This is a genomic window from Enterobacter cloacae complex sp. P16RS2 (assembly GCF_014982155.1).
GTDB classification, from domain to species: Bacteria; Pseudomonadota; Gammaproteobacteria; order Enterobacterales; family Enterobacteriaceae; genus Enterobacter; species Enterobacter cloacae_M.
On record NZ_JADCKW010000019.1, the window covers coordinates 64,187 to 88,486 of the forward strand.

At 54.8% G+C, this 24,300-nt stretch carries 27 protein-coding genes; 6 read left to right on the top strand and 21 right to left on the bottom strand.

Annotated elements, in window-relative coordinates:
- The first annotated feature begins 236 nt into the window (after positions 1-236).
- Complete coding sequence (hpaR, locus tag INF68_RS13440; RefSeq protein ID WP_023334396.1) at positions 237-677, top strand: homoprotocatechuate degradation operon regulator HpaR; 441 nt, start codon at positions 237-239, stop codon at positions 675-677.
- A gap of 83 nt (positions 678-760) precedes the next feature.
- The gene (gene tsr, locus INF68_RS13445) at positions 761-2,425 is read left to right on the top strand and encodes a methyl-accepting chemotaxis protein (protein ID WP_059445828.1); all 1,665 of its coding nucleotides are present in this window, start codon (positions 761-763) and stop codon (positions 2,423-2,425) included.
- 92 nt (positions 2,426-2,517) lie between these two features.
- Here the strand turns inward: tsr and INF68_RS13450 are convergent, their stop codons facing one another.
- The 18 genes from INF68_RS13450 to INF68_RS13535 all read right to left on the bottom strand — a co-directional run bounded on the left by INF68_RS13450 (position 2,518) and on the right by INF68_RS13535 (position 17,736).
- Positions 2,518-3,024, bottom strand: a complete 507-nt coding sequence (locus INF68_RS13450) for a GNAT family N-acetyltransferase (protein ID WP_126786293.1) — start codon at positions 3,022-3,024, stop codon at positions 2,518-2,520.
- Between the two features lie 29 nt (positions 3,025-3,053).
- The gene (locus INF68_RS13455; protein WP_126786294.1) at positions 3,054-3,527 is read right to left on the bottom strand and encodes a hypothetical protein; all 474 of its coding nucleotides are present in this window, start codon (positions 3,525-3,527) and stop codon (positions 3,054-3,056) included.
- A 1-nt stretch (position 3,528) separates the two neighbouring features.
- Positions 3,529-4,269: a winged helix-turn-helix domain-containing protein gene (locus INF68_RS13460; RefSeq protein ID WP_109846334.1), complete on the bottom strand. Its 741-nt coding sequence runs from the start codon at positions 4,267-4,269 to the stop codon at positions 3,529-3,531.
- A 126-nt stretch (positions 4,270-4,395) separates the two neighbouring features.
- Positions 4,396-5,361, bottom strand: coding sequence for a spore coat U domain-containing protein (locus INF68_RS13465; RefSeq protein WP_126786295.1), 966 nt, complete (start codon positions 5,359-5,361; stop codon positions 4,396-4,398).
- Positions 5,352-7,640 carry a fimbria/pilus outer membrane usher protein gene (locus INF68_RS13470; protein WP_227412854.1) on the bottom strand — a complete coding sequence of 763 codons (2,289 nt, stop codon included), beginning with the start codon at positions 7,638-7,640 and terminating at the stop codon, positions 5,352-5,354. The genes INF68_RS13465 and INF68_RS13470 overlap by 10 nt, the downstream gene beginning before the upstream one ends.
- The gene (locus INF68_RS13475; protein ID WP_126786297.1) at positions 7,561-8,337 is read right to left on the bottom strand and encodes a molecular chaperone; all 777 of its coding nucleotides are present in this window, start codon (positions 8,335-8,337) and stop codon (positions 7,561-7,563) included. The genes INF68_RS13470 and INF68_RS13475 overlap by 80 nt, the downstream gene beginning before the upstream one ends.
- A gap of 2 nt (positions 8,338-8,339) precedes the next feature.
- Positions 8,340-8,834 (bottom strand): spore coat protein U domain-containing protein, encoded by a 495-nt coding sequence (locus tag INF68_RS13480; protein WP_029741339.1) that lies wholly within the window; start codon positions 8,832-8,834, stop codon positions 8,340-8,342.
- Between the two features lie 32 nt (positions 8,835-8,866).
- Positions 8,867-9,409 carry a LuxR family transcriptional regulator gene (locus tag INF68_RS13485; RefSeq protein ID WP_047173292.1) on the bottom strand — a complete coding sequence of 181 codons (543 nt, stop codon included), beginning with the start codon at positions 9,407-9,409 and terminating at the stop codon, positions 8,867-8,869.
- Positions 9,406-10,044, bottom strand: coding sequence for an EAL domain-containing protein (locus tag INF68_RS13490; protein WP_023310294.1), 639 nt, complete (start codon positions 10,042-10,044; stop codon positions 9,406-9,408). Before INF68_RS13490 ends, INF68_RS13485 begins: the two co-directional genes overlap by 4 nt.
- Positions 10,045-10,224: 180 nt before the next feature.
- Positions 10,225-12,516 (bottom strand): phosphatidylglycerol--membrane-oligosaccharide glycerophosphotransferase, encoded by a 2,292-nt coding sequence (gene opgB / locus INF68_RS13495; protein ID WP_126786298.1) that lies wholly within the window; start codon positions 12,514-12,516, stop codon positions 10,225-10,227.
- Positions 12,517-12,786: 270 nt separating this feature from the next.
- Positions 12,787-13,269 carry a DUF2501 domain-containing protein gene (locus INF68_RS13500; RefSeq protein ID WP_072263112.1) on the bottom strand — a complete coding sequence of 161 codons (483 nt, stop codon included), beginning with the start codon at positions 13,267-13,269 and terminating at the stop codon, positions 12,787-12,789.
- Positions 13,270-13,352: 83 nt separating this feature from the next.
- Entirely contained in the window at positions 13,353-14,090 is a 738-nt protein-coding gene (gene dnaC, locus INF68_RS13505) for a DNA replication protein DnaC (protein ID WP_023310297.1), read from the bottom strand.
- Positions 14,087-14,632 (bottom strand): primosomal protein DnaT, encoded by a 546-nt coding sequence (gene dnaT, locus INF68_RS13510; protein ID WP_126786299.1) that lies wholly within the window; start codon positions 14,630-14,632, stop codon positions 14,087-14,089. The genes dnaC and dnaT overlap by 4 nt, the downstream gene beginning before the upstream one ends.
- A gap of 148 nt (positions 14,633-14,780) precedes the next feature.
- Positions 14,781-15,209 carry an organic hydroperoxide resistance protein gene (locus INF68_RS13515; RefSeq protein ID WP_023310299.1) on the bottom strand — a complete coding sequence of 143 codons (429 nt, stop codon included), beginning with the start codon at positions 15,207-15,209 and terminating at the stop codon, positions 14,781-14,783.
- 83 nt (positions 15,210-15,292) lie between these two features.
- Positions 15,293-15,745, bottom strand: coding sequence for a MarR family winged helix-turn-helix transcriptional regulator (locus tag INF68_RS13520; RefSeq protein WP_126786300.1), 453 nt, complete (start codon positions 15,743-15,745; stop codon positions 15,293-15,295).
- Between the two features lie 41 nt (positions 15,746-15,786).
- Positions 15,787-16,428 carry a TetR family transcriptional regulator gene (locus INF68_RS13525; RefSeq protein WP_023310301.1) on the bottom strand — a complete coding sequence of 214 codons (642 nt, stop codon included), beginning with the start codon at positions 16,426-16,428 and terminating at the stop codon, positions 15,787-15,789.
- A gap of 67 nt (positions 16,429-16,495) precedes the next feature.
- Positions 16,496-16,969: a threonine/serine exporter gene (locus INF68_RS13530; RefSeq protein ID WP_023310302.1), complete on the bottom strand. Its 474-nt coding sequence runs from the start codon at positions 16,967-16,969 to the stop codon at positions 16,496-16,498.
- Positions 16,960-17,736 carry a threonine/serine exporter ThrE family protein gene (locus INF68_RS13535; protein ID WP_126786301.1) on the bottom strand — a complete coding sequence of 259 codons (777 nt, stop codon included), beginning with the start codon at positions 17,734-17,736 and terminating at the stop codon, positions 16,960-16,962. Before INF68_RS13535 ends, INF68_RS13530 begins: the two co-directional genes overlap by 10 nt.
- A 410-nt stretch (positions 17,737-18,146) precedes the next feature.
- Between INF68_RS13535 and INF68_RS13540 the strand changes: the two genes are divergently transcribed.
- Both INF68_RS13540 and bglJ read left to right on the top strand, forming a co-directional pair.
- On the top strand, positions 18,147-18,884 hold the full coding sequence (locus tag INF68_RS13540) for a response regulator transcription factor (protein ID WP_109845620.1): 738 nt from the start codon (positions 18,147-18,149) through the stop codon (positions 18,882-18,884).
- The gene (bglJ, locus tag INF68_RS13545) at positions 18,881-19,516 is read left to right on the top strand and encodes a DNA-binding transcriptional activator BglJ (RefSeq protein WP_109845619.1); all 636 of its coding nucleotides are present in this window, start codon (positions 18,881-18,883) and stop codon (positions 19,514-19,516) included. The genes INF68_RS13540 and bglJ overlap by 4 nt, the downstream gene beginning before the upstream one ends.
- A gap of 38 nt (positions 19,517-19,554) precedes the next feature.
- On the opposite strand, the gene INF68_RS13550 is transcribed toward bglJ, so the two are convergent.
- Complete coding sequence (locus INF68_RS13550; RefSeq protein WP_008502085.1) at positions 19,555-20,013, bottom strand: YbaK/EbsC family protein; 459 nt, start codon at positions 20,011-20,013, stop codon at positions 19,555-19,557.
- A 328-nt stretch (positions 20,014-20,341) separates the two neighbouring features.
- On the opposite strand from INF68_RS13550, the gene INF68_RS13555 reads away from it, so the two are divergent.
- A complete protein-coding gene (locus INF68_RS13555; RefSeq protein ID WP_023310306.1) occupies positions 20,342-21,688 on the top strand; it encodes a PTS sugar transporter subunit IIC in 1,347 nt (448 codons plus the stop codon).
- 83 nt (positions 21,689-21,771) lie between these two features.
- On the opposite strand, the gene fhuF is transcribed toward INF68_RS13555, so the two are convergent.
- Positions 21,772-22,560, bottom strand: a complete 789-nt coding sequence (gene fhuF / locus INF68_RS13560; RefSeq protein WP_126786302.1) for a siderophore-iron reductase FhuF — start codon at positions 22,558-22,560, stop codon at positions 21,772-21,774.
- Positions 22,561-22,655: 95 nt separating this feature from the next.
- Positions 22,656-23,720, bottom strand: coding sequence for a diguanylate cyclase (locus INF68_RS13565; RefSeq protein WP_023310308.1), 1,065 nt, complete (start codon positions 23,718-23,720; stop codon positions 22,656-22,658).
- Positions 23,721-23,935: 215 nt separating this feature from the next.
- Between INF68_RS13565 and INF68_RS13570 the strand changes: the two genes are divergently transcribed.
- Positions 23,936-24,205 (top strand): DUF1435 domain-containing protein, encoded by a 270-nt coding sequence (locus tag INF68_RS13570; protein ID WP_032660829.1) that lies wholly within the window; start codon positions 23,936-23,938, stop codon positions 24,203-24,205.
- Positions 24,206-24,300 lie beyond the last annotated feature (95 nt).

A 24,300-nucleotide genomic window follows, 5' to 3' on the forward strand; every position in this document is an offset into this window, starting at 1 on the left:
TTTCATTAATATGTTAATGATCTGGTTTTATGCTTTTGCTGTTTATTTCGCAATCAGAAGTGAAAGATTTGTGATGGGAATAACAATAAATTTACATGCTGTGATTTTTTTATATTTAAATCATTAAGTTAATAAAATTATTGGGTTTCTGTTAGACTTTTTGACGGAAAACGTGTTGTTTATAAAAACATCTTTTAGTGATTGTTTACTTGTTAATGATGTTAAGGGGAAAGGCTATGCATGATTCATTAACCATCGCGCTGCTGCAGGCGCGGGAAGCGGCGATGTCGTACTTCCGCCCGATCGTGAAGCGCCATAACCTGACCGAGCAGCAGTGGCGCATTGTGCGCGTGCTGGCTGAACATCCGTCGATGGATTTTCACGATCTGGCGTTTCGCACCTGCATCCTGCGCCCGAGCCTGACCGGCATTCTGACGCGGATGGAGCGCGACGGCCTGGTGCTGCGCTTAAAGCCGGTGAACGACCAGCGCAAGCTGTACGTGTCGCTAACCAAAGAGGGGAATGCGCTGTATGAACACGCCCAGGCGCAGGTCGAAGAGGCGTATCAGCAGATCGAGGCGGAATACACGCCGGAGAAGATGAAACAGCTGACGGCGCTGCTGGAAGAGTTTATTGAACTCGGAAACCGGCATAACGCAGCGCGGGAAGAAGAGTAAAAACCACAAATTCCAGGATGATTTTCGTAAAGTTTTCCCTTTCCAGGCCGAAAATTCTGTATCTGTCTGAGGAAAGAGAAAACATGTTAAACCGTATCAAGATTGTCACCAGCTTAATGCTGGTTTTAGCGATATTTGGCCTTTTACAACTCACGTCCGGTGGTCTTTTCTTTAATGCCCTTAAGAATGACAAAGAGAATTTCACCGTCCTGCAAACCATTCGCCAGCAACAATCCACGCTGAACGCCAGCTGGGTCGCGTTGCTGCAAACCCGTAATACCCTGAACCGTGCGGGTATCCGCTACATGATGGATCAGAGCAATATCGGCAGCGGCGCGACCGTTAACGATTTGATGCAAATCGCGTCTACGTCTCTGAAACAGGCGGAAAAAAACTGGGCTGCCTACGAAGCCCTGCCGCGCGATCCGCGTCAAAGCGATGCGGATGCCATGGAGATCAAGCGTAACTATGATATTTACCACGGCGCGCTGGCGGAGCTGATTCAGCTTCTGGGGGCCGGCAAAATCAACGCCTTCTTCGACCAGCCGACCCAGAGCTATCAGGACGGTTTTGAGAAGCAGTACGTGAGCTACCTGCAGCAGAACGACAAGCTGTACCAGACGGCGGTCGAAGACAGCAACAGCTCCTTCAGCCAGGCTATCTGGGTGCTGATCGGCGTCCTGATTGCCGTGCTGGTGGTGATCGTGGCCGTCTGGCTCAACATCAAGCAGACGCTGATCTCTCCGCTGAATCGTCTGATCGACAACATTCGCCATATCGCCAGCGGCGACCTGGTGAAGCGCATTGAGGTTCAGGGCACCAACGAGATGGGTGAACTGGCCGACTCGCTGCGCCATATGCAGGGTGAGCTGGTGCGTACCGTCGGCGACGTGCGTAACGGCGCGAACGCGATCTACAGCGGCGCGAGCGAAATTGCGATGGGCAATAATGACCTCTCTTCCCGTACTGAACAGCAGGCCGCTTCCCTGGAAGAGACCGCTGCCAGCATGGAGCAGCTGACGGCGACCGTTAAGCAGAACGCCGAAAACGCCCGTCAGGCGAGCCATCTTGCGCTGAGCGCCTCTGAAACCGCGCAGAAAGGCGGCAAAGTGGTGGATAACGTGGTGCAGACCATGCGTGATATCGCGGGCAGTTCGCAGAAAATTGCCGACATTATCAGCGTGATCGACGGCATCGCCTTCCAGACCAACATTCTGGCACTGAACGCGGCGGTAGAAGCGGCGCGTGCGGGCGAGCAGGGTCGTGGTTTTGCGGTGGTGGCAGGTGAAGTACGTAACCTGGCCCAGCGCAGCGCCCAGGCGGCTCGCGAGATCAAGAGCCTGATTGAAGACTCCGTGGGCCGCGTGGAAGTGGGTTCAACGCTGGTCGAAAGCGCCGGTGAAACCATGGGTGAGATTGTGAACGCGGTGACCCGCGTAACGGACATCATGGGTGAAATCGCCTCTGCGTCTGACGAGCAGAGCCGCGGTATCGACCAGGTGGGTCTGGCGGTAGCTGAGATGGATCGCGTGACCCAGCAGAACGCCTCGCTGGTTGAGGAATCTGCCGCAGCGGCGGCCGCCCTTGAAGAGCAGGCGAGCCGTCTGACTCAGGCCGTGGCGGTCTTCCGCATTCAGCAGGAGCAGATGAAAGCGCGCGAGTTCGCTGCGGCTAAAGCGGTTTCCACGCCGGTGATGGCGCGTAAAACCGCGACGGCCGATTCAGGCGATAACTGGGAAACGTTCTAACCCGGTGCGTTGTGCCGGGTGGCGGCTGCGCCTTACCCGGCCTACGGTTCAGGGTTTTGTAGGCCCGGTAAGCGCAGCGCCACCGGGCAATATTACAGAGGCAGGCGCATGGCGCAGCGCGTTTCAAAGGCGAAACCGTGCGCTGCCTCTTCTTCCCTTTTCTGACGCAGTTCAGGCGTCAGCGTCGTCATTTTTTCAAACCCCAGCCGCGCATAGAACGGCGCATTCCACGGTACGTCCCTGAACGTCGTCAACGTCAACGCTGTCAGCCCTCTTTTACGGGCATGGTCTGCCACGCAGGCGATGAGCTGCCTGCCGATCCCTTTTCCCTGCCAGTCCAGATCAACCGAGAGTTCGACAATAAACAGTGATGAAGGATGGGCCTCGGCAAGGATAAACCCGACGGGCTGGTCGTTCGCCAGCGCCAGCCAGCTTAGCCCACGTTCGACATACTCAAGGTGCTGCTCAGTGGAAATGACCTCGCCGTCGGCAAGCCAGGCGAGATCCGGGCTTTCACGAAAGCGCTCGCCCGCCGCGCGTTCAATGGCGGGCAGGGCGATAATGTCGTTAGGGGTAGTGGGGCGAATATGAATGTGCATGGCGGCAAGTATAGCCTGACCCGTCGGCATTATTCCGAGCAGATCAGCACCGGCGAGTAAAAATTGCTGATCACCAGCGCGTCTTCCGGCGTGCGCTCTATCGTCAGGAGCCTTTTATTGCCCAGCGTCAGGCCCGCGACGTACTTTTCAAAGACCCCGGGCGGCATGGCATCGTGGCTAAAACGCTCCAATTTTTGAATGACAATTTCATACAGTTCGCCCTCCACGTGACGCCATTTAAACATCTCCTGGCGGGAAACCTCCCAGCTGCGCGGGGCATTCACCACGCTGCCGTTTAGCGTGATGTATCCCGTTTTGTCGGGATGAAAACGCATAATGATCTCACCGTCAAAAGTGAAATCGTGGCTGTCGCGCCTGTCGGAGAAGGTCAGGTTTCCATCGCAGGCTACCGAGAGCGGGGGCGTGTGGAAGTACCAGGCCAGCGCGGCGCCCAGCAGCAGCAGGTTGAGGATCAGGATTAGCCAAACTTTTTTGTGTCTCATATCACCACTCGTAATAGTAAAGCGTACGACAGGCGCTGGCTTTACCCCGCGTGAGGGAACACTGGGAGAGCACCAGCCGCCCTTCGTGGCCGTAGAAAAGCGTTCTCTGAATGTGCATGTAGAAAATCGAATTTTTCAGGCACGGAAGATGGCCGTCCTGCTGAAGAGTCTGCGCCAGCCCAATCGCCTTCTCATGGAACACGTCCGCCAGCGGCGTAAAGGTGTAGACCGGACAGGTGCCGATATGCGTCAGCAGATGGATCTCCCTTTGTGAATTTTCTGGCTTGATGAGCGCGATCCAGAGGCATAGCGCAACGACGACCAGCGTGAGCGCGCCGCAGAACAGCCATTCCGGGCGAACGCGCCTTGCCGGTTTCGCCGTTTCGGCGGTCGGTGGGGCCTCCTCAAGCGGGGTGACCGTGACGTCTGCGCTGAGCATAAAGCCTGTTTTCGGTACGGTAACGATAAAGAGCTCGTCGGGAAGCAGAGTCGCCAGCATCTTGCGCAGAATGCTGATGTACTGGTTTAAGGAGTTGTTAGACCCCTGGAGCCCTCGCCGATCCCAGACTTCCTGAAGAAAGGTTTCCCGTTCGACCACGTTCCCATGATGCTGAACCAGCAGCCTCAGGATGGTATTGGCCGTACAGGTGAGGAGCTGCGCATCTTCATCCGGCGCATTGATAAGAGAAACAGAGCCGTCCTCGTCGTTATAGACGATGGCGTCAGCAAGCAGGTATTTCATAAGTTGTTGTAATAAAAACAGAGATAACGAATAAAAAGAGAAGGCTTACGCCTTCCGGGCAGCACTGCTGGCTATTTTAACGCCACTGTTACCGATAACATTGATCCAGACAGGATTTTGGGTGGTTTAATAAGTCAGCGTGATAATCACGTCATCAACAAATTCCCCGGTACCGGTTAGCGGCTGTGCCGGGACTTCGCCGTAAACGGTGTAGTTCTGGGTGCCGCCTGCAGGGTTGGTGACCTGCAGCGCATCGCCGCTGCTTTGATCCCCCCAGCGTTGCGTGGCCGCCTCATCCTGCCAGAGCCCGTAGCGCAGGCACTGGCCCTCGCTATTGCAGAGCTGCCGCTGACTACCGCTGGCATGGTTACCTTTGCCCATGGCAAGGGTGAACGCGATTCCGGCCGGACAGCGCGTGGTGACGGTGGCGGTGGATCGCGTCGGGCGCAGGGTAGCGGTGCTGGTCAGGGTGCCGAAGTTAAGCGGAGTTACGCGCTCGATGTAGCAGCCCTGGCTGATTTCGGCCTGCGCGCTGGTGCCGCCCTGCACCTGCTCCCCCTCAGCAGAACCGTCCGAGCAGTTTTGCAGCGCATCCTGACGCACCGCGCTGTGCCAGGCGATGCGCAGATTCATGTTGTAGTTGTAATAGTGGTATGCCGGGAGCTGGCTTTGCCCTGCCGGAATGGTAGCGATAAGCGGAAAGGTACCGCTGACGTTGGCATTGCTTTTCGCGGCCAGGGTCTGCTGGATCAGGTTCCCGTTGCTGGCAGGCCCCAGCTCCTGAGAGCGCGCTGCGCCGTTAAGCAGGCGAAAGAGGAGGGTGTACTGTTTCCCCTCCTGATCCCCCTGCGAGATCATCTCAAAGGGCGGTGCATCAACGCTGCTCAGGCAGACGTTGATATATTCCATCCTGCCCTCGTTGTCGACCTGGTCGGCCTGGCAGCTAAATTTGACCTCGGTGTTGACGGAGGTTGTATTGCCCGCCACGACGTTGCCAAAGTTAATGGCGGGCGTGGAGGTTATCCAGCAGGCTGCCGCCATCGCCTTCACGGACAGGACGAGCAGCAATAATAATGGCGCTCTTAATGACACAGTTGTTCTCCGATATTCTGTATTGATGACGCGGTACGCGGCGCCGGAAGCGTGACCCGGCACTCCCCCTCTCCGGTCTTCACCACCAGTTCACCCGGCAGGGGCGGATCTTCAAGCCAGATAAAGCCGTCGCGTCCTACGATGGTGGCACCCTGCGGCGTTGAAACTACGCTGCCCAGCGGGAGCGGCCTGCGGCGGCTGTCGACCAGCCGGGCCTGAACCGTGACGGCGTGATGGACGTTAAAATCGACTTTTACCGCGCTGCTGTTGCCCGGTCTGGCATGCATGTCGGTGACGGGTGCGATCACGTCGGCAGGCAAATCGAGCGGGTTAATGCTGATTTTGCTGTTGTGGTAACGCGGCAGGTCGGTCAGCAGGAGATAACCGTTCTTATCCGTTTCACCGGCCGGGCGGTTTTCCAGCATCACCGGTACGTGCCCAATGCCGTGCGTGGACACCAGCGCCATGCCCTGCTGGATGTAGCGCAGCGCGTGCAGGCTGCCGTCCAGCAGCGTCAGGCTACCTTCGGCTGAGGCGTACTGGTTGCCCTGGTGAGCACCTTGCTGCAGCCCAACGTGCCATTCGCCCGCCCGGCCCAGATAGCCTACGTCCGCATATCTTTCACGTCGCTCGCCAAAGCCCTGGCCCAGCTCCCATGACCAGCCGCCGGCCTCATCGTCCGGCTGGTGGCGGTAATCCATGCGCGGTTTATCCCGGCTGGCCTGGACGGAGAGCGTGTCCTCGCGACCCAATGGGACGGAAAACAGCAGCTGAACGTGACTCGATGAATCCGTAAACGAGCGGGTATAGCTCAGCGTGGTGGAGATGTGTGCCGGCAGCGACAGCGACCAGGAGGCGTTGAGGTAGCGCTGTGTGCTGCCCTGAATGTTTTGCTGTACCCAGCCCGCGCCCACGGTGCCGAAGTGGGGGACGGAGTGGCTTACCCAAACGCTGTCGCTGCGTCTGACGGGCGCAGCACCGCTCATGCGGGCGTTGTCGGCGAAATCCGCCCCGGTACGGACGGTGCTGGCTGAAATGCCCGTTCCTCTGCCGCTCCACTGCCAGCCGAGGCCCCACTGAACGCCCTGGCCGTAAGGGCTGTCGCTCACGGCAACGTGCTGGCTGACCACCCCTACGGCGGGAGAGACCAGCCAGTCAGTGCCCATACCCACGTTGCGCAGCCTGCGCTGCTGCTCCGTATGCAGTGCCAGCGTCAGGTGATTATTAACCCCATAGCGCCAGCCCGCGTCCAGCAGAGGCGAGGCGGCATAGTCGTCGGAATGCAGGGCGTAGTTTTCCCGCATCCAGCCGATGTCCAGCGAGCCGCTGCTGAGCCCTTCCGCCAGCATGCCCGGCGCGCCGTAGAGATCGAGCTGTACGGCGCGACGCTGGCCGTTGATATCGGTAATGACCACCTCCGCCTGCCCGCTTCCGGTGAAGGAGGGCAGGGTATCCAGCTGAAAGTCTCCCGGCGTGACGCGCTGGCTGCTTTGCTTAAGACCGTCGATATACAGATCGACCGTGGAAGGCAGTACGGCGGTGTCGCTGTAGCGGCTGCGCGGTTCGGTATTGAGCTGGGGATTGAGTTCAAAATTACGCGCCCAGTGTAGCCCGCCAAAGCGCACCTGCCGGCTCCAGCGGGTGCCGGTGGTGATGCTATCGCCCAGCGCCAGAGTGGTCAGCGAGTCGGTGTTATCCCACTGCCAGCGGGTTTCGAGACGCGTGTGGGTCGGTCGACCGGCGCTGTTTTCCTCCCCGGCATGGCTTGAAAAACTGCTGCTGAACGTTCCGGGTAACCCTCCGGACGCGGTCAGCATGGTCTGGGCGTTAAGCTGGCGCTTCCCCTGCGCGTCGCTGGCGTAGAGCGCGTATCCGAGCGTATACGCGCTGACGGGCTGTGCATCAGGATAGCGGTAAAGCGGTGTGGGCTTTGAGACGGTCAGATGCTGCTGGCCCTCGAACGCCTCTGCCTCTGCGGTAATCGACACCTGCTGGGACAGCACGTCGAGATTGACCTTCAGGCCCGGCAGGGACGTTAGTTCAACCCACCCGGCGCCATCGTCCGGGGCGTGAAGCCCCAGCTTTTTCATGTCGCTGCGGCTTATCCATAGCGCATTATCCACCACCCGGCAGGCCCAGAGCTCGCCTCGCGGGGCGTGGTTCACGGTAATGGCCAGCCATTGTACGGTGTCGGCGGGTTCAGCCCGGGCTGACAGCATGAGCGGTAGCCAAAACAGGAGCGCGAGAAGCGAGCGGGCGCAGGGGTATCTGGCTGGCATGGTGGTCATCATTGAGATAGACGCGCAGCGTGCTGAGCGCGTGTCGTGAAGCGTGTTTAAGCGGCAAAAGGGTGGTTTGTCCCGGGAGCACATAGCCCGCCAGGCCTTTAATCGAGCCTACAACCTGCCCATCGGCCGTCAGGACCTCAAGGTGGCTCAGGCGGATGTGGCGGTTTCCGGCGTTAAAGCAGCGGAGGGTGGCCGGCATTTCTGCCTGCTCGCAGCTCAGTGCATCGTGGCTGGCGGGCGCGTCCTGGTTCCCGGCAATAAACACCGGAATCGAGTAGCGCAGCAGGAAGTGCACCGCGTTGGGATTGGCGGCACGGGACGTGGCGTCCGGCAGCTCGTCAATGACCAGCCGGTAACTTTGCTCCTGTGCACGGACGCCAGGCTGCATGACGATAATGCGCACCAGCTGCTGCTGGCCCGGCGCCAGTGATGTCATCGCCGGGCTGCTGACCACCTCCCCGGTGGCCACCAGAGCATCTTTACCGTTTTTTTGCGTCCATTCGTACACCCGAATCTGCGCATGGATGGCCGCTTTCCCACTGTTAGTGAGATAGACCGCCGCTGCCCGCTGATTGCTCTGCAGGTCGAGCGTTACCGGGGCCACCTGAAGCGTGGCGGCCAGCGCGTAGCGCGACAGCAGCGCCAGCATCATGAGCCACAGAATGAAGCAGGGAAGGTAGCGACGCACGATCAGTACTCCAGTTTTAACGTGATATCGTCGCTGTAGGTACCTGCCTGGGCGGTGGTCAGCGCCCCGGCGTCAATGACCCCATACAGCGTTTCCTCCTGTTCCGCACCGTTGCCGGTATCGTCCAGGCCATTCGTGCCGGTGATTTGCGTCTGTTTGCCTTCGTCGGCAAAGAGTTTCCACGCAATCTTCTGCGCGCCCGTTTCGCCGTTTTCTGGCTTCAGCCAGAAGGTACCGTTTTCGCCGTCGTTGCTGGTGGCTGTGAGGGTGAAAGGCGTGCCGTTGGTACAGACAATATCGACCTGCGTTTTGGCCTGGATTTCGCTCGACTCATCGGAGCCGTGACGCGAGAAGTTGAGGTCGTTGGCTTTAAGGGTGCACGACTTCACGACCTCAAGTGATACGTGCATCGTCGCGCTTGCGGTACTGTCTGCGGCGATCGCAGCAGCAGGAAGCAGGAGAACGGAACAACATACAAGGGTGGGAATAATTTTCATGATCTTATTTCCTGACGTGAGTAACTGTGCAATTACAAAGCGAATGACTGAGCGTCCAGCAGGCAGAGTTTTCGATGGAATTCCGCCAGGCTGTGACAACAAAATTTGTTCATCGCGTTACGCTTGTGGGTGTAGATCGTTTTAGGGGACTTATTCATGATTTTTGCGATGCGAACTGGACTGAATCCTTTATGGAGCAACATGCAAACCCGCCTCTCCTGATGCGAGAGCGTGGCGGCGTTTTCGATGGCGAATGTCGTGTCGCTAAAACAGTGGCTTAGCTGCGCAAACGAGAGGTTGTCCGCGACCACTCGGACCCGCTCGTTGCGCAGGCAGGCGTGAACGTCGCAGACCCGCGCGGCATCCGTAAATACCAGCCAGTTCTCTCCAGCGTGTGTATTAAGCAGCCGTTCCTGCAGGTGCAAAAGCCCTTCAGGATTAACGTCATGGATCCAATACATCTCCGGGCGAGGGGTAACGGCCGTCGAGATCATCGAAGTGAGGCCAAGCCATAAAAACGTATTCCCGCTCAGAACGATAACCTGATAACCAGCATTCGGAATGAAAGGGGTCATTTTCTACCCCACAGATAGCCCTGGCCGTAATCGGCCGCGCTGGCGCGGGCCAGCGCGAAATCACCCGCGGTTTCGATGCCTTCGATCAGCACCTTGCTGGCGACGCGCTTGCACTGGCGGGTGAGATGCAGAAACTTTGCCTGCTCGATCCGCCCGTTCCAGAAGGTATGTTTGTCAATTTTGATGCCGCAGAAGCGGATCTGGCTGGTCAGAAGATCGGGAAGAAGGTCTTCGCAGACATCGTCTGCCCACACTTCTATCCCCCACTGATGGAGCGTCGCGATGCATTTCCGCAGTGCCAGGCTTTGCGTATCCTCGAGCTGGACCATCGTATGGAGATCGGTGACCTCGATAGCAAGTCTCTCCGGGCAGGGTGTCTCTTCTTTTAGCCTGTCGAGGAAGTCCGTTTCCAGCAGTAAATCCGATGTCGCATTGAGATAATACTTGTCGCCATCCTTGCAAAACATGGCGTGACGAAGCTGCGCAAAGAAGTGCGCTTTACGCTGCGTCGCGGGCATCGAGCCAAAGTAATCTTCAAGATTGACGTGGGGCTTTGCCGTAGACAATACCTCCCAGGCAATCACATTTTCACTGCGCAGTGCCCGGATGGATTCGAACTTATAGCCGGTTAGCATGATAAAAGTGCGTAACGCTCCGTTGAGATTTCAGGAGCCGCACATTTTATGGATTTGTATTTTGGCAGGATATTTATAGATAAAAATGGCTTATATAAAGAGTTTTTATCTAATTTATAAACCTGATATAGGATTATTTATTTTCATAAGCGCCCGACAGTACGCCGGGCGCGACGCGTATTAACCCGCTTTGCTGACGATTTTGATTTCAACCATGCCGATCCCGAGCTCGCGCGGTGAGTGCCCAAGGATATTCCCCTCGTTCGTGGACTGCGGATCTGGCGGCACGATCACCAGGGTATTGCTGCGCGAAGGGTTCTCAAAATGCAGCGTCTGCGTGCTCACGTCGTTCCCGAGCGTCAGCGTCTGCTCCCGATCGCCCACGCGCACGGGCACGGGCTTGTTAGCGTTAGGGCCATACGCTCTGGCGGTGATCACCAGGTCGAACTGTTCCGGCAGCGGGTGGGCGTACTCAATTTTCACCTCGTTGCCCAGCTGCGCGTTTGACCAGCGTCCCCAGGACTCAGGACGCGAGATGCCGCTAAACTGCTTCACTTCCTCGGGTGCGCCGGCCACGTTAAAGATAAAGCTGTCCGCTTTGTAGCGAATATCGTTATCGCTGACTTTCAGCATGTCGATGTTGTGCTGATAGCGCGCGGTATCAATCACCGTATCGTTGAACGCGGTTTTGCCTTTCCACTGGGCTTTATCCACGTGCTGCACGGTTTGCTCCCCGCCAAGCTGGCCCTGAGAGACGCACCAGTCGGTAGAAAGCGCCAGCGGCTGCGACCAGAGCTGGCCCATTTTGTAGCACCGGTCGACCCAGACGAAATTATCGCGCGGAGCAAAATCGGCCAGCTGATAGCGCAGCGGCGCGGAATATTCGCTTTCCGGCAGCGGCTCGACGCGCCCCGCCGACACGCGCACCAGCAGCGGCAGACGGAAGCTGCTGCCCGAGAAGGCAATCGTGTTTTTATCCCGATCGACGGTAAAGACCTTCATCTCTTTCGGGAAGTTCCACAGGCGGATAATGTCTGGCTTCCAGGCGAGGATTTTATCCTTCATGTTGAGGAACACTTCCGACAGGGATTGCCCCGACAGCGTACTGCGGCCCAGGCCAATAAAGTTATCGCCGCCCAGAATGTCCAGCACGGTTGCGCCGTTATCCATGGAGTTGCGTTTGGTGGCAATTACCTCCTGCTGCGGCTGGTCGCCGCGCAGGACAAAGAACAGGTTGCTGCGGTCCTGCTTGTTGAGCCGATCCCAGGCGCTGTTTTTCATCGCCAGATGGTCAGACGAAACGACGATGACGGTGTTTTTAAACCAGGGCGAGGCTTTGATTTTCTCGACCAGCGCGGCAATGTGCTCCTGACTGCAGGTGACGGCGCTGAAGGACGTGTTGTTTTTGCCGTCCACGTCGTAGCTTTTGCGTTTGCAGCTGCGCGAGACGAACCCGTCCGGATGGTGGGTATCCACCGTCAGCGCAAAGAGGGAGAAACGCTTGCCCGCGCGGGAAAGCTCCTCGAATTTCTTCCAGGTTTCGTCGAGTACCGTATCGTCATAGAAGCCCCAGTCGTTGCGGTAGCTCGGATCGGCAACCGTCGTTTTTAACTCTTCTGAGCCATACAGGTGGTCAAAACCGTGGGATTTCAGGAACACGTCTTTTCCGGCAAAGCGCAGGTTTGCCCCCTGCACAAAATAGTTTTCGTAGCCGGAGTTTTTCAGGATATCGCCGAGGCAAATATTCTGTGGGAAGAACGTCGACATTGAGGCTGAGGCGTTACCTTCAAAAGGCGCGAACAGCGGGATACCGCACTGGGAGGCAACCATACCGGCAATCGTATAATCCGTGCCGGGCAGCTGCATGGTGTGGCTGAAATCGAGACCTTCATTTTTCAGCGCGCCCAGGTCCGGCGTCAGGTTGGGGAAGGCATCGTTATCAAAGTACGTGCGCTCCAGGCTTTCACCGTAGATGTAGACCAGATTGAGCTTCGGGCTGGCGATCGTTTTGGACGGTTCTTTGTAGTAAGCCGCGAAATCCGGATCGCCGTCGCGAGACTGGGATTTCACCAGCTCGGTGATCTGATGGAACGCCGGGCTGGCGTCGACGGAGGCCAGCGCCAGGAACAACGCCAGCAGGCTATAGCCATGATGGTGCGGGTGATGGCGACGTCGGCGCAGCACCCAGGCCAGCGCGCCAAAAATCGTCACCAGCGCGACGATAAGGCCTAGCCCCGGAAGAATGTATTTGCCCACGCCCGCGCCCGTCAGGCTGTTCGTCAGCGTGTAGAGCACCGCATCGTTAATACCCTCACCGGTAAAATAGTCGCTGGCGTATAAGGTAATGTTTAAAATAATAAAAATGCCGAGTACTACCAGCGTGGCGATAAACCACCAGGTGTGACGGCCGGCTTTCCAGGCGTAAACGCCGACAGAAGCCAGAAAAAGGATAAGAGACATGAATTCTGACAACAGCATATCCTCATGACGCCAGGTGCTTCGCTGGCTAACTGTTTATTTTTTGGGTCATACAATGTAATTGCGATGTCGTTAAGCTGCAATTTTAGTGTCACGAAAGTGTGCTGTTGTTAGGATTTGGTTTAGAAAATCGTTTTTATGAAGAAGGTCGCATCCTGACAAACGGACGCTGAGACGGTGGCAACCAGGAAAAACGCTCGTTTAGCGCCGCGTTGCAAGACTATCGCATTAAACGCGGCGTGTTGTGGCAGAAAAAGGGGTGGATCAGGAGATGAAATTAACGCCTTGTTTCAGCACCAGATCGCAGGCTTTGGTTTTCACCTGTTTTGCCAGAGAAGAGTTGCCGAGGGTGCTCAGGTTTAGCTGCTGCCCGTTTTGCGCGTTAAGCAGGCCCTGAATGCCGTCCATATAGTTGGTGTCCGCTTTCTGCTCCTGAGTATCCAGACCCAGTTTACCCAGCACCTGGTTTTTCACGTTTTGCGCGTCGGTCACGGAGGCCAGCTTTTGCTTCGCGCAATATTCCAGAATCCCCGCCGCGTTGTTCATCGTGCCCGCGCTGAGGCTCTGAGAGCTGCTGCCCAGCAGGCTGGTGAGGGAAGAGGCGGAGAGTCCACCCTGAGAGCTGCTGCTCTCTTTGGTCAGCTCATTTGCCGCGCTTGACAGGGACTCCTGCCAGGACGCCGCTTGCGCTGCGCCGGTCACCAGCAGGGCGCCTAAAAAGGTGCTGATTAGAATCTGTTTTTTCATCATGGCTCTCTCAAAAAGGTCCGTTTTGGGCCGAAGGGGTTCCAGTATATACCTATGCCCTGGCGGCGATTCCTGGAACTGTCTTAATACTCTTTGCCGGTAACGCGGCTGCGGTAACTTTCCCAGTCGAAGATGACATACAGGCTGTTACCCAGCTTCATACGATCCATGACGCGTTCCCCCAGCAAGCGGGTCATCTCGTCGATGTTGTGGTTTGTCAGCATGCCGGTGGGGCGTTTGGACGAGGAGCGGCGATCGACAATCTGGTTAATGATCACCTTTTCATAGCGGGATTCTGTCTGAACGCCAATCTCGTCGATGACCAGTAAATCGACATTGCTCAGATCGTTAAGCAGCTGTTCTTCGCTGGTTTCGCGGTTGCTGAAGGTATCTTTCATCGCGGACATGATATCGGCCACGGTGATGATGAGAACCGATTTACCCCGCAGAAGCAGCTCGTTGCAGATAGCGGCTGCAAGGTGGTTTTTTCCGGTGCCCGGCTTTCCGCTAAAGATAAAGCTGGCGATATTGCCGTCAAATTCATCCACGTACTGACGGGCGGCGGCAAGGGCGTTCATCTGCCCGCTGGTTTCGATTTTATAGTTATCAAAAGAGCAGTTCTGGTGCAGGGGACGTATACCGGAGCGGTTAAAGGTGCGCTGCATTTTCATCGCCCGGTTTTCCCGGGCGAGCGCGGCGGCGCGGATCTCACCTTGCTCTTTTTGCCACGCCAGCAGCTCTTCACCCGTGGTAAAGGCGGGCTTCACGTTGGCAGGCATCATTTTTTGCAGACGTTTCATCAGGTCGCCGACGTTCTTCATTTCGCACCTCGGAATCCGCTGGGGATCTGTTTATCCGGTTCGGAAAACGCGTTGATATCGCGTTTGGGCTGGCCGTTGTTGCCGGCGCGGGTAATTTGAAGATGACGCGCGAGCTTTTGCTGCCATTGAATATGGGTGAAGACTTTCCCTTCCGCCTGCCACCAGGCGGTAAACGCGGCGAGCTCTTCCGCGGTGGCCGGTTGTGTTAACGCGATGCCCCACAGCGCGGCCTGCCGCTGAAAATCCTCATCCGGCTGCCAGCCCGCGTACAGGGCAAATTTTCCCATCGGAACGGTCACGGGGACGTTAACCGGTTCATCAAAGAACTGGTTGTCCAGCGTGATATCGCTCGCCGGGCGTGACAGCTGCGCTTCAATCTCCAGAAGCTGCGCCAGGCGTTCCGGCGTGATTGCGTAGAACGCCGGCGCGTTGTCGGCAAAAACCGCAACCGTGCCGCCTTCGGCATGGGTCAACACACCGCGTGGGTCGCGCATAAAGGCATCAATGCCAGCAATGCTGGTGGTCAGAATTCTGGAGGACATAACGCTTACTCTACTGATTACTACGGGCGTGATATGGGCTTATGGTAGCACAGAGAGAGGAAAGGGAAGGAGGGGATTTCCCCGGTGGCGCTGCGCTTACCGGGGCTACAGTCATAGACCTGATAAGCGCAGCACCATCAGGCATTTATCACGCGATGATATTCAGGGTCACGTCGATGTTGCCGCGGGTCGCGTTAGAGTACGGGCAAACAATGTGCGCCGCATCGACCAGCTTTTTAGCTTCCGCAGGATCCATTCCCTCAACGTGGATGTTCAGTTTTGCCTCGATACCAAAACCGGTTGGCAGCGGTCCAATACCCACTTCGCCTTCAATAAAGGCATCTTTTGGCAGGGTGAATTTGTCGCGTGCGGCCACGAACTTCATCGCGCCCAGGAAGCAGGCAGAGTAGCCCGCAGCAAACAGCTGCTCAGGGTTCGTTACTTCTCCGCCCATGCCGCCCATCTCTTTTGGCACGCCCAGTTTTACGTCCAGTACGCCATCGGAAGAGGTCGCGCGACCGTCACGGCCACCGGTTGCTTTTGCTTTGGCGGTATAAACAACTTTTTCTAAAGACATGGCAGGTTCCTCATCTTGCTTTAATGTGTGCTATTAAATAGCGTGCGATATATACGGGTAATAATCACGCGTAAAGTATAGCTTTACGCGCGGTGTAGCTGTTGTCGCAAAAGTTCGAGCTGCTGTTTGAGCGCCAGCAAAGTGTCGGTATCACACTGCGCCGCGCAGCCCACCGCATAGGGAATACCCAATGCCTGCTGCTGCAGTTCACGTCCCGCTTCACTCAGGGTGACGGCGACCTGACGTTCGTCTTTGCGCGAACGGTGACGGTTGATTAACCCACCGCTTTCCAGCCGTTTTAACAGCGGTGTAAGGGTCGCAGAGTCCAGAAACAGGCGTTCGCCGATGTCCGACACCGTGACGTCATCCTGCTCCCACAGCACCAGCATTACCAGATATTGCGGGTAAGTCAGGTTCAGCGGTGCCAGTAGTTGCCGGTACAGCTTGTTAAGCGCCAGATTTGCCGAATAGAGGGCAAAGCAAAGCTGGTTATCCAGCTTGAGCGCAGCGGTTGCGTCGTTCGTTTTCGCGTTCATGAGATGAATATAAGTAGTGTGCGATTTAATTGCAAGCAATTTTATGGGCAGGTGTAGCGGAGCGCCACCTGAACGGCCATTTTGCGGTAGTGCTGGCGCTGAGCCTGTTCGTCCGCCCCGTCTTCAAACAGGAGCGTGAAGGTGTAACTGTTGGCAACGTAGTGAAAGCTGAAGCTGCTTATCAGGCGGTGAAGATCGCGGGCGTCAACCGTCTGGCTGAAGAGCTGTTTTTCTTTGCCCCGGTGCAGGATGCCCTCCAGCAGGTCGAGCGCGCTACGGTTGACCTGGCGAAGATAGCTCGACTGCTGCATGAAGCGGCCCCGCTGCATGTTTTCCATGCAGATAATCCGGATGTAGTCCGGGTGGTCGGCGTGATAGTCAAAGGTGGCTTCAACCAGGTTCACCAGCGCTTCGACGGGGGGCATTCCCGCCAGGCTTAGCGCTTTTTCACTGGCGCGAATCTGGGTGTAAACATGTTCCAGAACCAGGAGATAGAGATTCTCTTTATTCTTAAAATGGTAAACCACCATGCGTTTGGTGGTGCCCGCTTTTTCCGCGATCTGCTCCATGCGGGCACCGTTCAATCCATACTCGGCAAAAAGCGCGATGGCGCTCTGAAAAATTTTCTCTTTCAGGCTGGATTCTTCGCTGTGCTCGGGGTGTTCGCTGCCAGGGTTAGCCACATCCTTTCCTTATTTTCACCAAACGGACCAGAAGGATTATCTCCATGGCAGCGAAATAACACAAATATCAAACGCGTGGGCGTTTGCGGTACAGCCACAGCCCGGGGATCGACAGGCCGATGGAGAGCGCGCCGACGATGGACGAGGCCTTAAGAAAGTTGCTCAGGAGGAGAATCATCTGCGGCTCGGTGTAGCCAAAATGGCTGATTTTCACCGCGGATATCATTGCCGTATACGCAGATATGCCCGGGAACATTGGGATCACGGCGGCGACGGTGAACACCTTGGGATGCGCCAGATACCAGCGCGACCACTGGATGCCGATACTGCCAACCAGCATGGAGGCCATAAATGTCGACCATTCGATGTTAAATCCTGCGGTCATCATCACCATTCGCGAGCCATGGCCAATCGCGCCCAGCAGCGCACACCACCGCAGAGCGCGTTGCGGAACGTTAAACACCATCGCAAAGCCGACGGCAGGAATGGCGGCCAGAAGCATGTCCTGTGCCAGCGCCAGCAGAAAATCTATCACGCCCATCCGCGTAACCCCCAGAGCGTCATGGCCATCACTACGCCGATGCAGGTCGCCAGCGTCAGCAGGCTGGCAATAGCCCAGCGTGCCAGACCGGTATTGATGTGTCCTTTAAACATGTCGGCAACGGCGTTGATCAACGGAAAGCCCGGAACAAGCAGAAGCACGCTGGCAGCCATGGCAATCGTCGGGGTAGTGGCAAACTGCGGCAGGCGCAGCAGCAGGCCGGAAACCGTGGTGGCGACAAATGCGGTAATGCAGAAGTTAATTTGCGGATGCAGCTGTCTGTGCGTCAGCAGCTGGCGAACGTACATGGCGATACTGCTGGCGAAAAAGGTGACGATCGCGCCGTCCCAGCCGCCTTTATTGAGCTTACAAAAGCAGGCGCAAGACAGCCCTACCATCACCACGACAAGCCAGCGCGGATAACGTAATGGCTTAATTTGGTTGAACCGTTTTTCAATCTCCCGAAGATCGAGAAGCTTATGTTCAGCAAGGATGACGATGTGCTGCACTTCGGTCACGACGTGCATGTTAATGCCGCGGTCATGGTTTTTGCGGGTGGAGGTCAGGCACTGACCGTCTTTGATCGTGGTCAGCACGATGGCGTTGGATGAAATAGCGCTTTCAACGCTATCCATACCCAGCGCCAGTCCCAGCCGGGTGGAAAGCTCCTCAACCAATGCGCTTTCCGCGCCGTGCTGGAGCAGAAAAAGACCGCACTGAATACATTGCCGCGTGATAGCACGCTGCGTTGACCGATCTGCCTGCATGTATTGTCCTGAAGAAGGTGGAAAGTTGCCGGTTGGCCCATAGCGATTATTTTTAGCACAAAGTGCAGTGCCACTTGCTGTGGGCCAGATCAAGGTTTATGCAAACAGTTGCTGCCCTTAAGTGCGGAAGGGGTTGGGATTAATTCATCATTTTGGTGAATTATTAATATTAAAATATAAGTTATTTATATTTAGTTATTCTAATTTTATATTGTAGTTATTTTAATGACACTGCAATTAAATTTAATTTCGCTTTGTGAGATATTACTGCTGTTTAGGCATTTCTTAAACTAAGAATACATCTTATCTTCTGCTTGCATTAACCTGCTTTACACTCAGGGACGAAAAATACTCATACGTTGATGCATTTTAACGTTACTCATCACATGAAGAATGGACACGGAGGGTCTATGTTGTCTTTGCACGGTAAGCATAGCGTTATCATTAGCCGGATACCGGTCATGCAAAACGGGTTAGGGGGCGTGATGACTCGCCATTTCCCCGATTTTGAATTGACCTATTGCAGCTCATTGCAGGAGTTAACACTGCTCCAGCTACGCCGCGCTGACGTCATCATTGCCGATATTTCAGGCGAATACTGGAATCCTCGGGGCGCGCTCGAAGAGTATTTCAGTTTATTGAATCAATACCGGAACATTCACTGGATCTTTTTAGTTTCGCGTCCGCTTAACCCTATTGCCGTTGAGTTACTTGTGCGCCCGGAAAGTACGTTGCTTTCTGATATTGAACCCATTGAAGGGCTGGTTAACGCTATTCGGGCAGGTAGCGAACGCGCAGAGCGGGTAAGCCAGGCGTTGCTAACCCCGGAACCTCAAAGTCCGGGGGAAGAAGAAGAACAGGTTATCGCGCTCACGCACTCCGAACGCAAAGTATTGCGGCTGTTAGGTAAAGGATGGGGGATTAACCAAATCGCCACATTGCTCAAGAAGAGCAATAAAACTATCAGTGCGCAGAAAAACAGTGCGATGCGACGGCTGTCATTACGCAGTAATGCCGATATGTACGCCTGGATAAACAGTACACAGGGAATGCGAGAGCTGAGTTTGATGTCAGCCTATGGAGAGTTCGAGGAATGGAAAAAACCGATTCAACAAGACATATCGCCATCGTCGAAAATTGCACGATGAGTGCTGTTGGGCTAAAGCATCTTTTTGCGATGCCCGGCCTGAATCATTATCAGCTGCATCTGTTTAGTGAGTTTGACAGCTTTAAGAAAGCACTTCAGCACATCAATTTTTTCTCGCTGATCTATTCATATTCCGATGCGCGAGAAGAGCGTCGTCGCTGCCTGGCGCACCTGCGGGATTTTGCGTTTACGCATGGCCATATCCAGCGCATTATCCTGGTCGCTGATGAGATGGAAGCAAGATTAATTAGTCATCTTTCCCCGTCACGCCTTCACGGTGTGGTCAGCAAATCGCTGACGCTTGAGCGCCTGCAGAATGAACTCATGGTATTGCTGAGTGAAACCCTGCGCATCAATGACAATATGATGAATCACTGGTACCGGAGTCAAAGCAGAATGTTAAGCCCAACGGAACGGGCAATATTGCGTTATATGTCTTGCGGCTATTCCATTCCTCAAATCGCGGCACAGCTTGAACGCAATATTAAGACCATCCGGGCGCATAAGTTTAATGCGATGGTGAAGTTGGGGGTAAACTCTGACGTAGGGCTACTCGATGCGGCGGATATTATTACCCACCTTTCTGCAAGAGAACCGCGAAGTTCGGCACTCAGCAAGCCGACCTTTTTATAACCTGCCTGTTGCGCGCCAGAAAGGATCTGGCGCATCAATCAGATGCAAACATCAACCCATTTTGCGGACGTCAGCTCTGCCATTCTGTCAGGTGAGATACGAACGGCACTATGAATTGCGCCTGCGGCGGGCAGGACTTCGGCGTACTGCTTTAACGAGATGTCGCAGTAAACCGCGAGCGGGTTTTCCAGGCCGAACGGGCATACGCCGCCAACGGGATGACCGGTGATGGTCACCACTTCATCACTGCTGAGCATGCGCGCTTTTGCACCAAATGTGTCTTTCAGCTTTTTGTTATCCAGGCGCGCATCGCCTTTCGCTACCACCAGAATCACCTCATTTTTCACCTTTAATGACAAGGTTTTGGCGATTTGTCCCGGTTCAACACGATGGGCGGCAGCAGCCAACGCAACGGTAGCGGTACTCTGGCTAAGTTCAATGACGTCTATATCCGGCGCATTGTCGGCAAAAAACTGCTGTACAGACTGCAAACTCATTGTTTCCTCCTGACAAATATCCTGCGTAATCTGTCATAAGAATTTATGCTCTGTAAATATCTCTTCAGTAACAAATATCCCGAACGGCTGATTTCTGGATCCTCTTCACAATCACGGAAACCGGTTACAGTAACCGGTTGCAGAGCGTGATGCGTCGATTAATACTGAGTACGTAACGTCCCCTGTATCCAATAATAAGAGCAAATTATGAAACCATTCCGTCTGAGCAGTACCCCTGGTCCACAAGCCAGCAAGGTTGTGAAGGTGATTTATGGAACAACGTGCGGCGCAAATGTGCCCGTAACAAACGTCTGACAGGAGATCTGCCATGTCTGCCAACCATGCTGCGTTTAACCTGATATTCCGTTTTGTTGAAAATTACGTGAGCCCGATTGCCGGGCGGATCTCTTCCCAGCGTCATGTCATGGCTATCCGTGATGGGTTTATCTCCGCGATGCCATTTATGATTGTGGGTTCATTTTTGTTAGTGTTCGCATACCCGCCGTTTTCGCCGGATACTACCTGGGGTTTCGCCCGAGCATGGCTGGATATGGCGAAGCAGTTTGAAGGCCAGATCCTGACGCCGTTTGATATGACGATGGGCATTATGTCCATTTATATTTGTGCGGCCATTGCCTACAACCTTGGCAAACACTATGTCAAATCGCACCAGTTAGACCCGTTTATGTGTGCCATGCTGTCGCTGATGGCGTTTCTACTGGTCGCGGCACCGAAAACCAAAGGCACGCTGCCAGTCGACAGCCTGGGTGGGACGGGCATTTTTACCGCGATTCTGGTGGCGATCTACTGCGTTGAGATGATGCGTTTCCTCAAGGCGCATAACATCGGTATTCGCCTGCCAGACCAGGTTCCTCCGATGATCAAAAACTCTTTTGATCTGCTCATCCCGGTGCTGGTAGTGGTGTTGACGCTTTATCCTCTGAGCCTGCTCATTCAGTCTCAGTTCGGCATGCTGATCCCGCAGGCCATTATGTCGGTCTTTAAACCTTTGGTTTCCGCAGCGGATTCCCTGCCTGCGATCCTGCTGGCCGTGTTGATTGGCCATCTGCTGTGGTTTGCCGGGATCCACGGCGCCGCCATCGTCTCCGGGATGCTGCAGATGTTCTGGCTGACTAACCTGGGCGCTAACCAGACCGCGCTGGCCGCCAGCCAGCCTCTGCCACATATTTTTATGGAGGCGTTCTGGACGTTCTTTATCGTGATTGGCGGGTCGGGCGCCACGATGGGGCTGGTGATTTGCTATCTGCGTAGCCGTTCAGCGCATTTACGCTCTATCGGGCGTTTGAGCGTGGTACCCAGCTTCTTTAACATCAACGAACCCGTCATTTTCGGTACGCCAATTGTGATGAACCCGGTGTTCTTTATTCCGTTTCTGCTGGCACCGATGGTAAATGCAGTGCTGGCCTGGGCGGCGATGACGTTTGACCTGATTGGCCGCGTCATCTCAGTGGTCCCCTGGACGGCACCGGCGCCAATAGGCGCAGCGTGGGCTCTGGGCTGGGATTTCCGCGCGGCTATTCTGGTTGTGGTTCTGGCCTGCGTATCGGCAATCATCTACTTCCCGTTCTTCAAAGTGTACGAGAAACAGCTGCTGGAGCAGGAAGCGGAAGAGGCACAGCGTAACGCGGAAGAGGACAATCAGCAGGTGGCTTAGGTAAAAGCAAAACGGCAACTCAGGTTGCCGTTTTTAGTGTTTGTTCCCTCTCCCTGTGGGTGAGGGCATCAGGCCGGGGAAGACTACTTCAGCGTGCAGTCCCCGCACTGCTTAACATCTGGCAGACGGTAGCGCTGGCAGCAGGTGCGGCGAACCAGAAGCCCATCACGGAGCACGACAGTACGGAATAACGGGTTGTCGCGACCATCGGAAAGCTGTTTTGCAAAGAAACAGGACTGACGCAGGGCATCAACGTTCTCATCACCAAGCAGAGGCTTCATTTCCGTTAAATACCAGTGGATTAAATAGCCCGTATTGCTCCAGATAAGCTTCGCGTTAATTTCTCCCGTCGCTTCAAGCGCTTCCACCACCGGGATCAGGGCCTGGATGATAAGCTGCTCCATGCGCTCCTGAGCCGTCAGGCGTTCCGCGTTCTGGTCTTCGTGCAGATCAATCCAGAAACAGGCCGCACGCCCGGTTTCGTGAAACTCGACGTGGAAATTATCCGGCGAGAGTTCCAGCATGCTCTTCTGGGTTAACAGCGCCAGCATGAGGGGAGGCACCATCAGCCCGATATACCACTGCGCCCAAAGAGAGAGCAGTGGTTTATTTTCCCGCGTAAGAGTGGGCTGATTGCGATAGATATGGTCCGAATAGGTGGCCAGAAGCGACTGCATTTTTGTCGGTTGACGCCACTCTGAGAGCGTCATGGCGTGGTTCGGGTGCGCTTCATCAAGCCGGATAAAGTCCAGCAGGTGGGCACGCGTCTCCGCAATTTTATCCCGTATGGCATCCGCAAGCGAAGCATTCCCGCTGGTGAGGGGCGCTCGCCAGAGGAGGGGTTCGACGATGTGTGCGGTATGCGTAGCCATAGTATAGATAGAAATCTAAATGATAATGATTGCCAATCCTAACTATTGCTCATACCAATGGCAAGACTTTTGTCCGGGTGACACCGCCGTGATGTTTACGCCGTCTGCAGCTCTTCACTCAACAGAATGTTATTGCGCCCCATATGCTTTGCTTCGTAGAGGGCTTTGTCCGCTTTTTCCAGCGCGCCTTCCACGTCTTCATCCTCGAAAATGGCAATACCAATGCTGATGGTGACGTTTGTCGCGACACTCTCGTTAAACAGATGTGGGATTTTCAAATCGTAGACTTTCTGACGGATCCGCTCTGCCGTCTGGCGGGCATGTTCGAGTGAAATATTGGTCAGCAGCACCATAAACTCTTCTCCGCCAAAACGCGCCACAATATCGCGAGAACGCACGGCGTCGCGGATTGCCGCAGAGACGCGCTTCAGCGCCTGGTCGCCCATCATATGGCCATAATGATCGTTATAGGCTTTAAAGTGGTCGATATCCATCAGCAGAACAAAGTGCTCGCCATTTTCTACCGTCGGCAGGTTCTCCAGACGGCTTTGCAGACCACGACGATTATAGAGGCCGGTAAGCGGGTCCATCATGCTGAGATCGGTAAGGGTTTCTCGCTCTTCCAACAGGCGTGAGAGCAATTCCTGAGCAAAACGATCGTTACGCGTTTGCAAAATGTTATGAATAGCAATTGCCACCACAGGAAGTGCGAAAGAATAGGTCATTCTCAGCCATATATCGTGATCGCTTAACCACAGACAGGCAATAAAGGTGGGCAATGAGTGCAGCGTAAATGCTTTGATATTACTGGCGAATGCCAGCGTTCCGATAAAAAGTACCGTTAATAGAGCGATTAACAAATACGTCGCGTGGTCGTGGGTAATTAAGGCGAATTTAGACACAATTTGCCATGCCCACAAAATACCGAAGATCCCTGAAACAACGGGAATATTTATCTTCCGCGCGCGCTTTCTCCAGTGCCAGACGAACAGGCCGGTGCTGATGGAGAAAATAGCAATAAGTGGGGCAGATAACAGGCGTACAGAATTGAGCGGATTTGTTACCGAGAACACTGCCGAGGTTGCGTTCAGAAATAAAAATAAACGTAACGACAATTGATATTTTCTGTGAACCAAAGACCGCCAGGATTGTGATGTCATAGTCGTGCGTTTTTATTAAAATTTAATTAAAACAAATAAGTAGGTGCCGTTTCGCAATAAAACATGCAAATAACTCAAAGAGTAATTATCAGAAAATCTTTAGATGTTGTTAACAGGTGTGCAATTTATCACCTTAGGCAATTCCTGTCATTACGGGAAAGGTAAAGGTCGATGGATTTTGATTCATTCAGCTGACAAATGATAATGTGTGTCATATGATATTAGTTATCATTATCGTTGTGAGAGGGCAGATCATGTTGAACAGGGCGCTTGGCAGTGGTTGGGGGGTATTGCTACCGGGAGCCATTCTCGGCGGGTTGATGTTTGCCGATCTCTCCCTTGATACCTGGAAAGCGATCATTGTGTCAGGACTGTTAGTCACGTCAGGCATGATCTGGCATAAGCAGCTGCGCCACTTTGTTTTACTGCCATCATGCGTAGCACTGGTCAGTGGAATTCTGGTGATACTGATGAGTTTGAAATAACAGGGAAAACAAGAGGAACTTCAGAAGGGATGTAAGATAATTGGTGCGAGGGGGGGGACTCGAACCCCCACATCCTAAGGACACTAACACCTGAA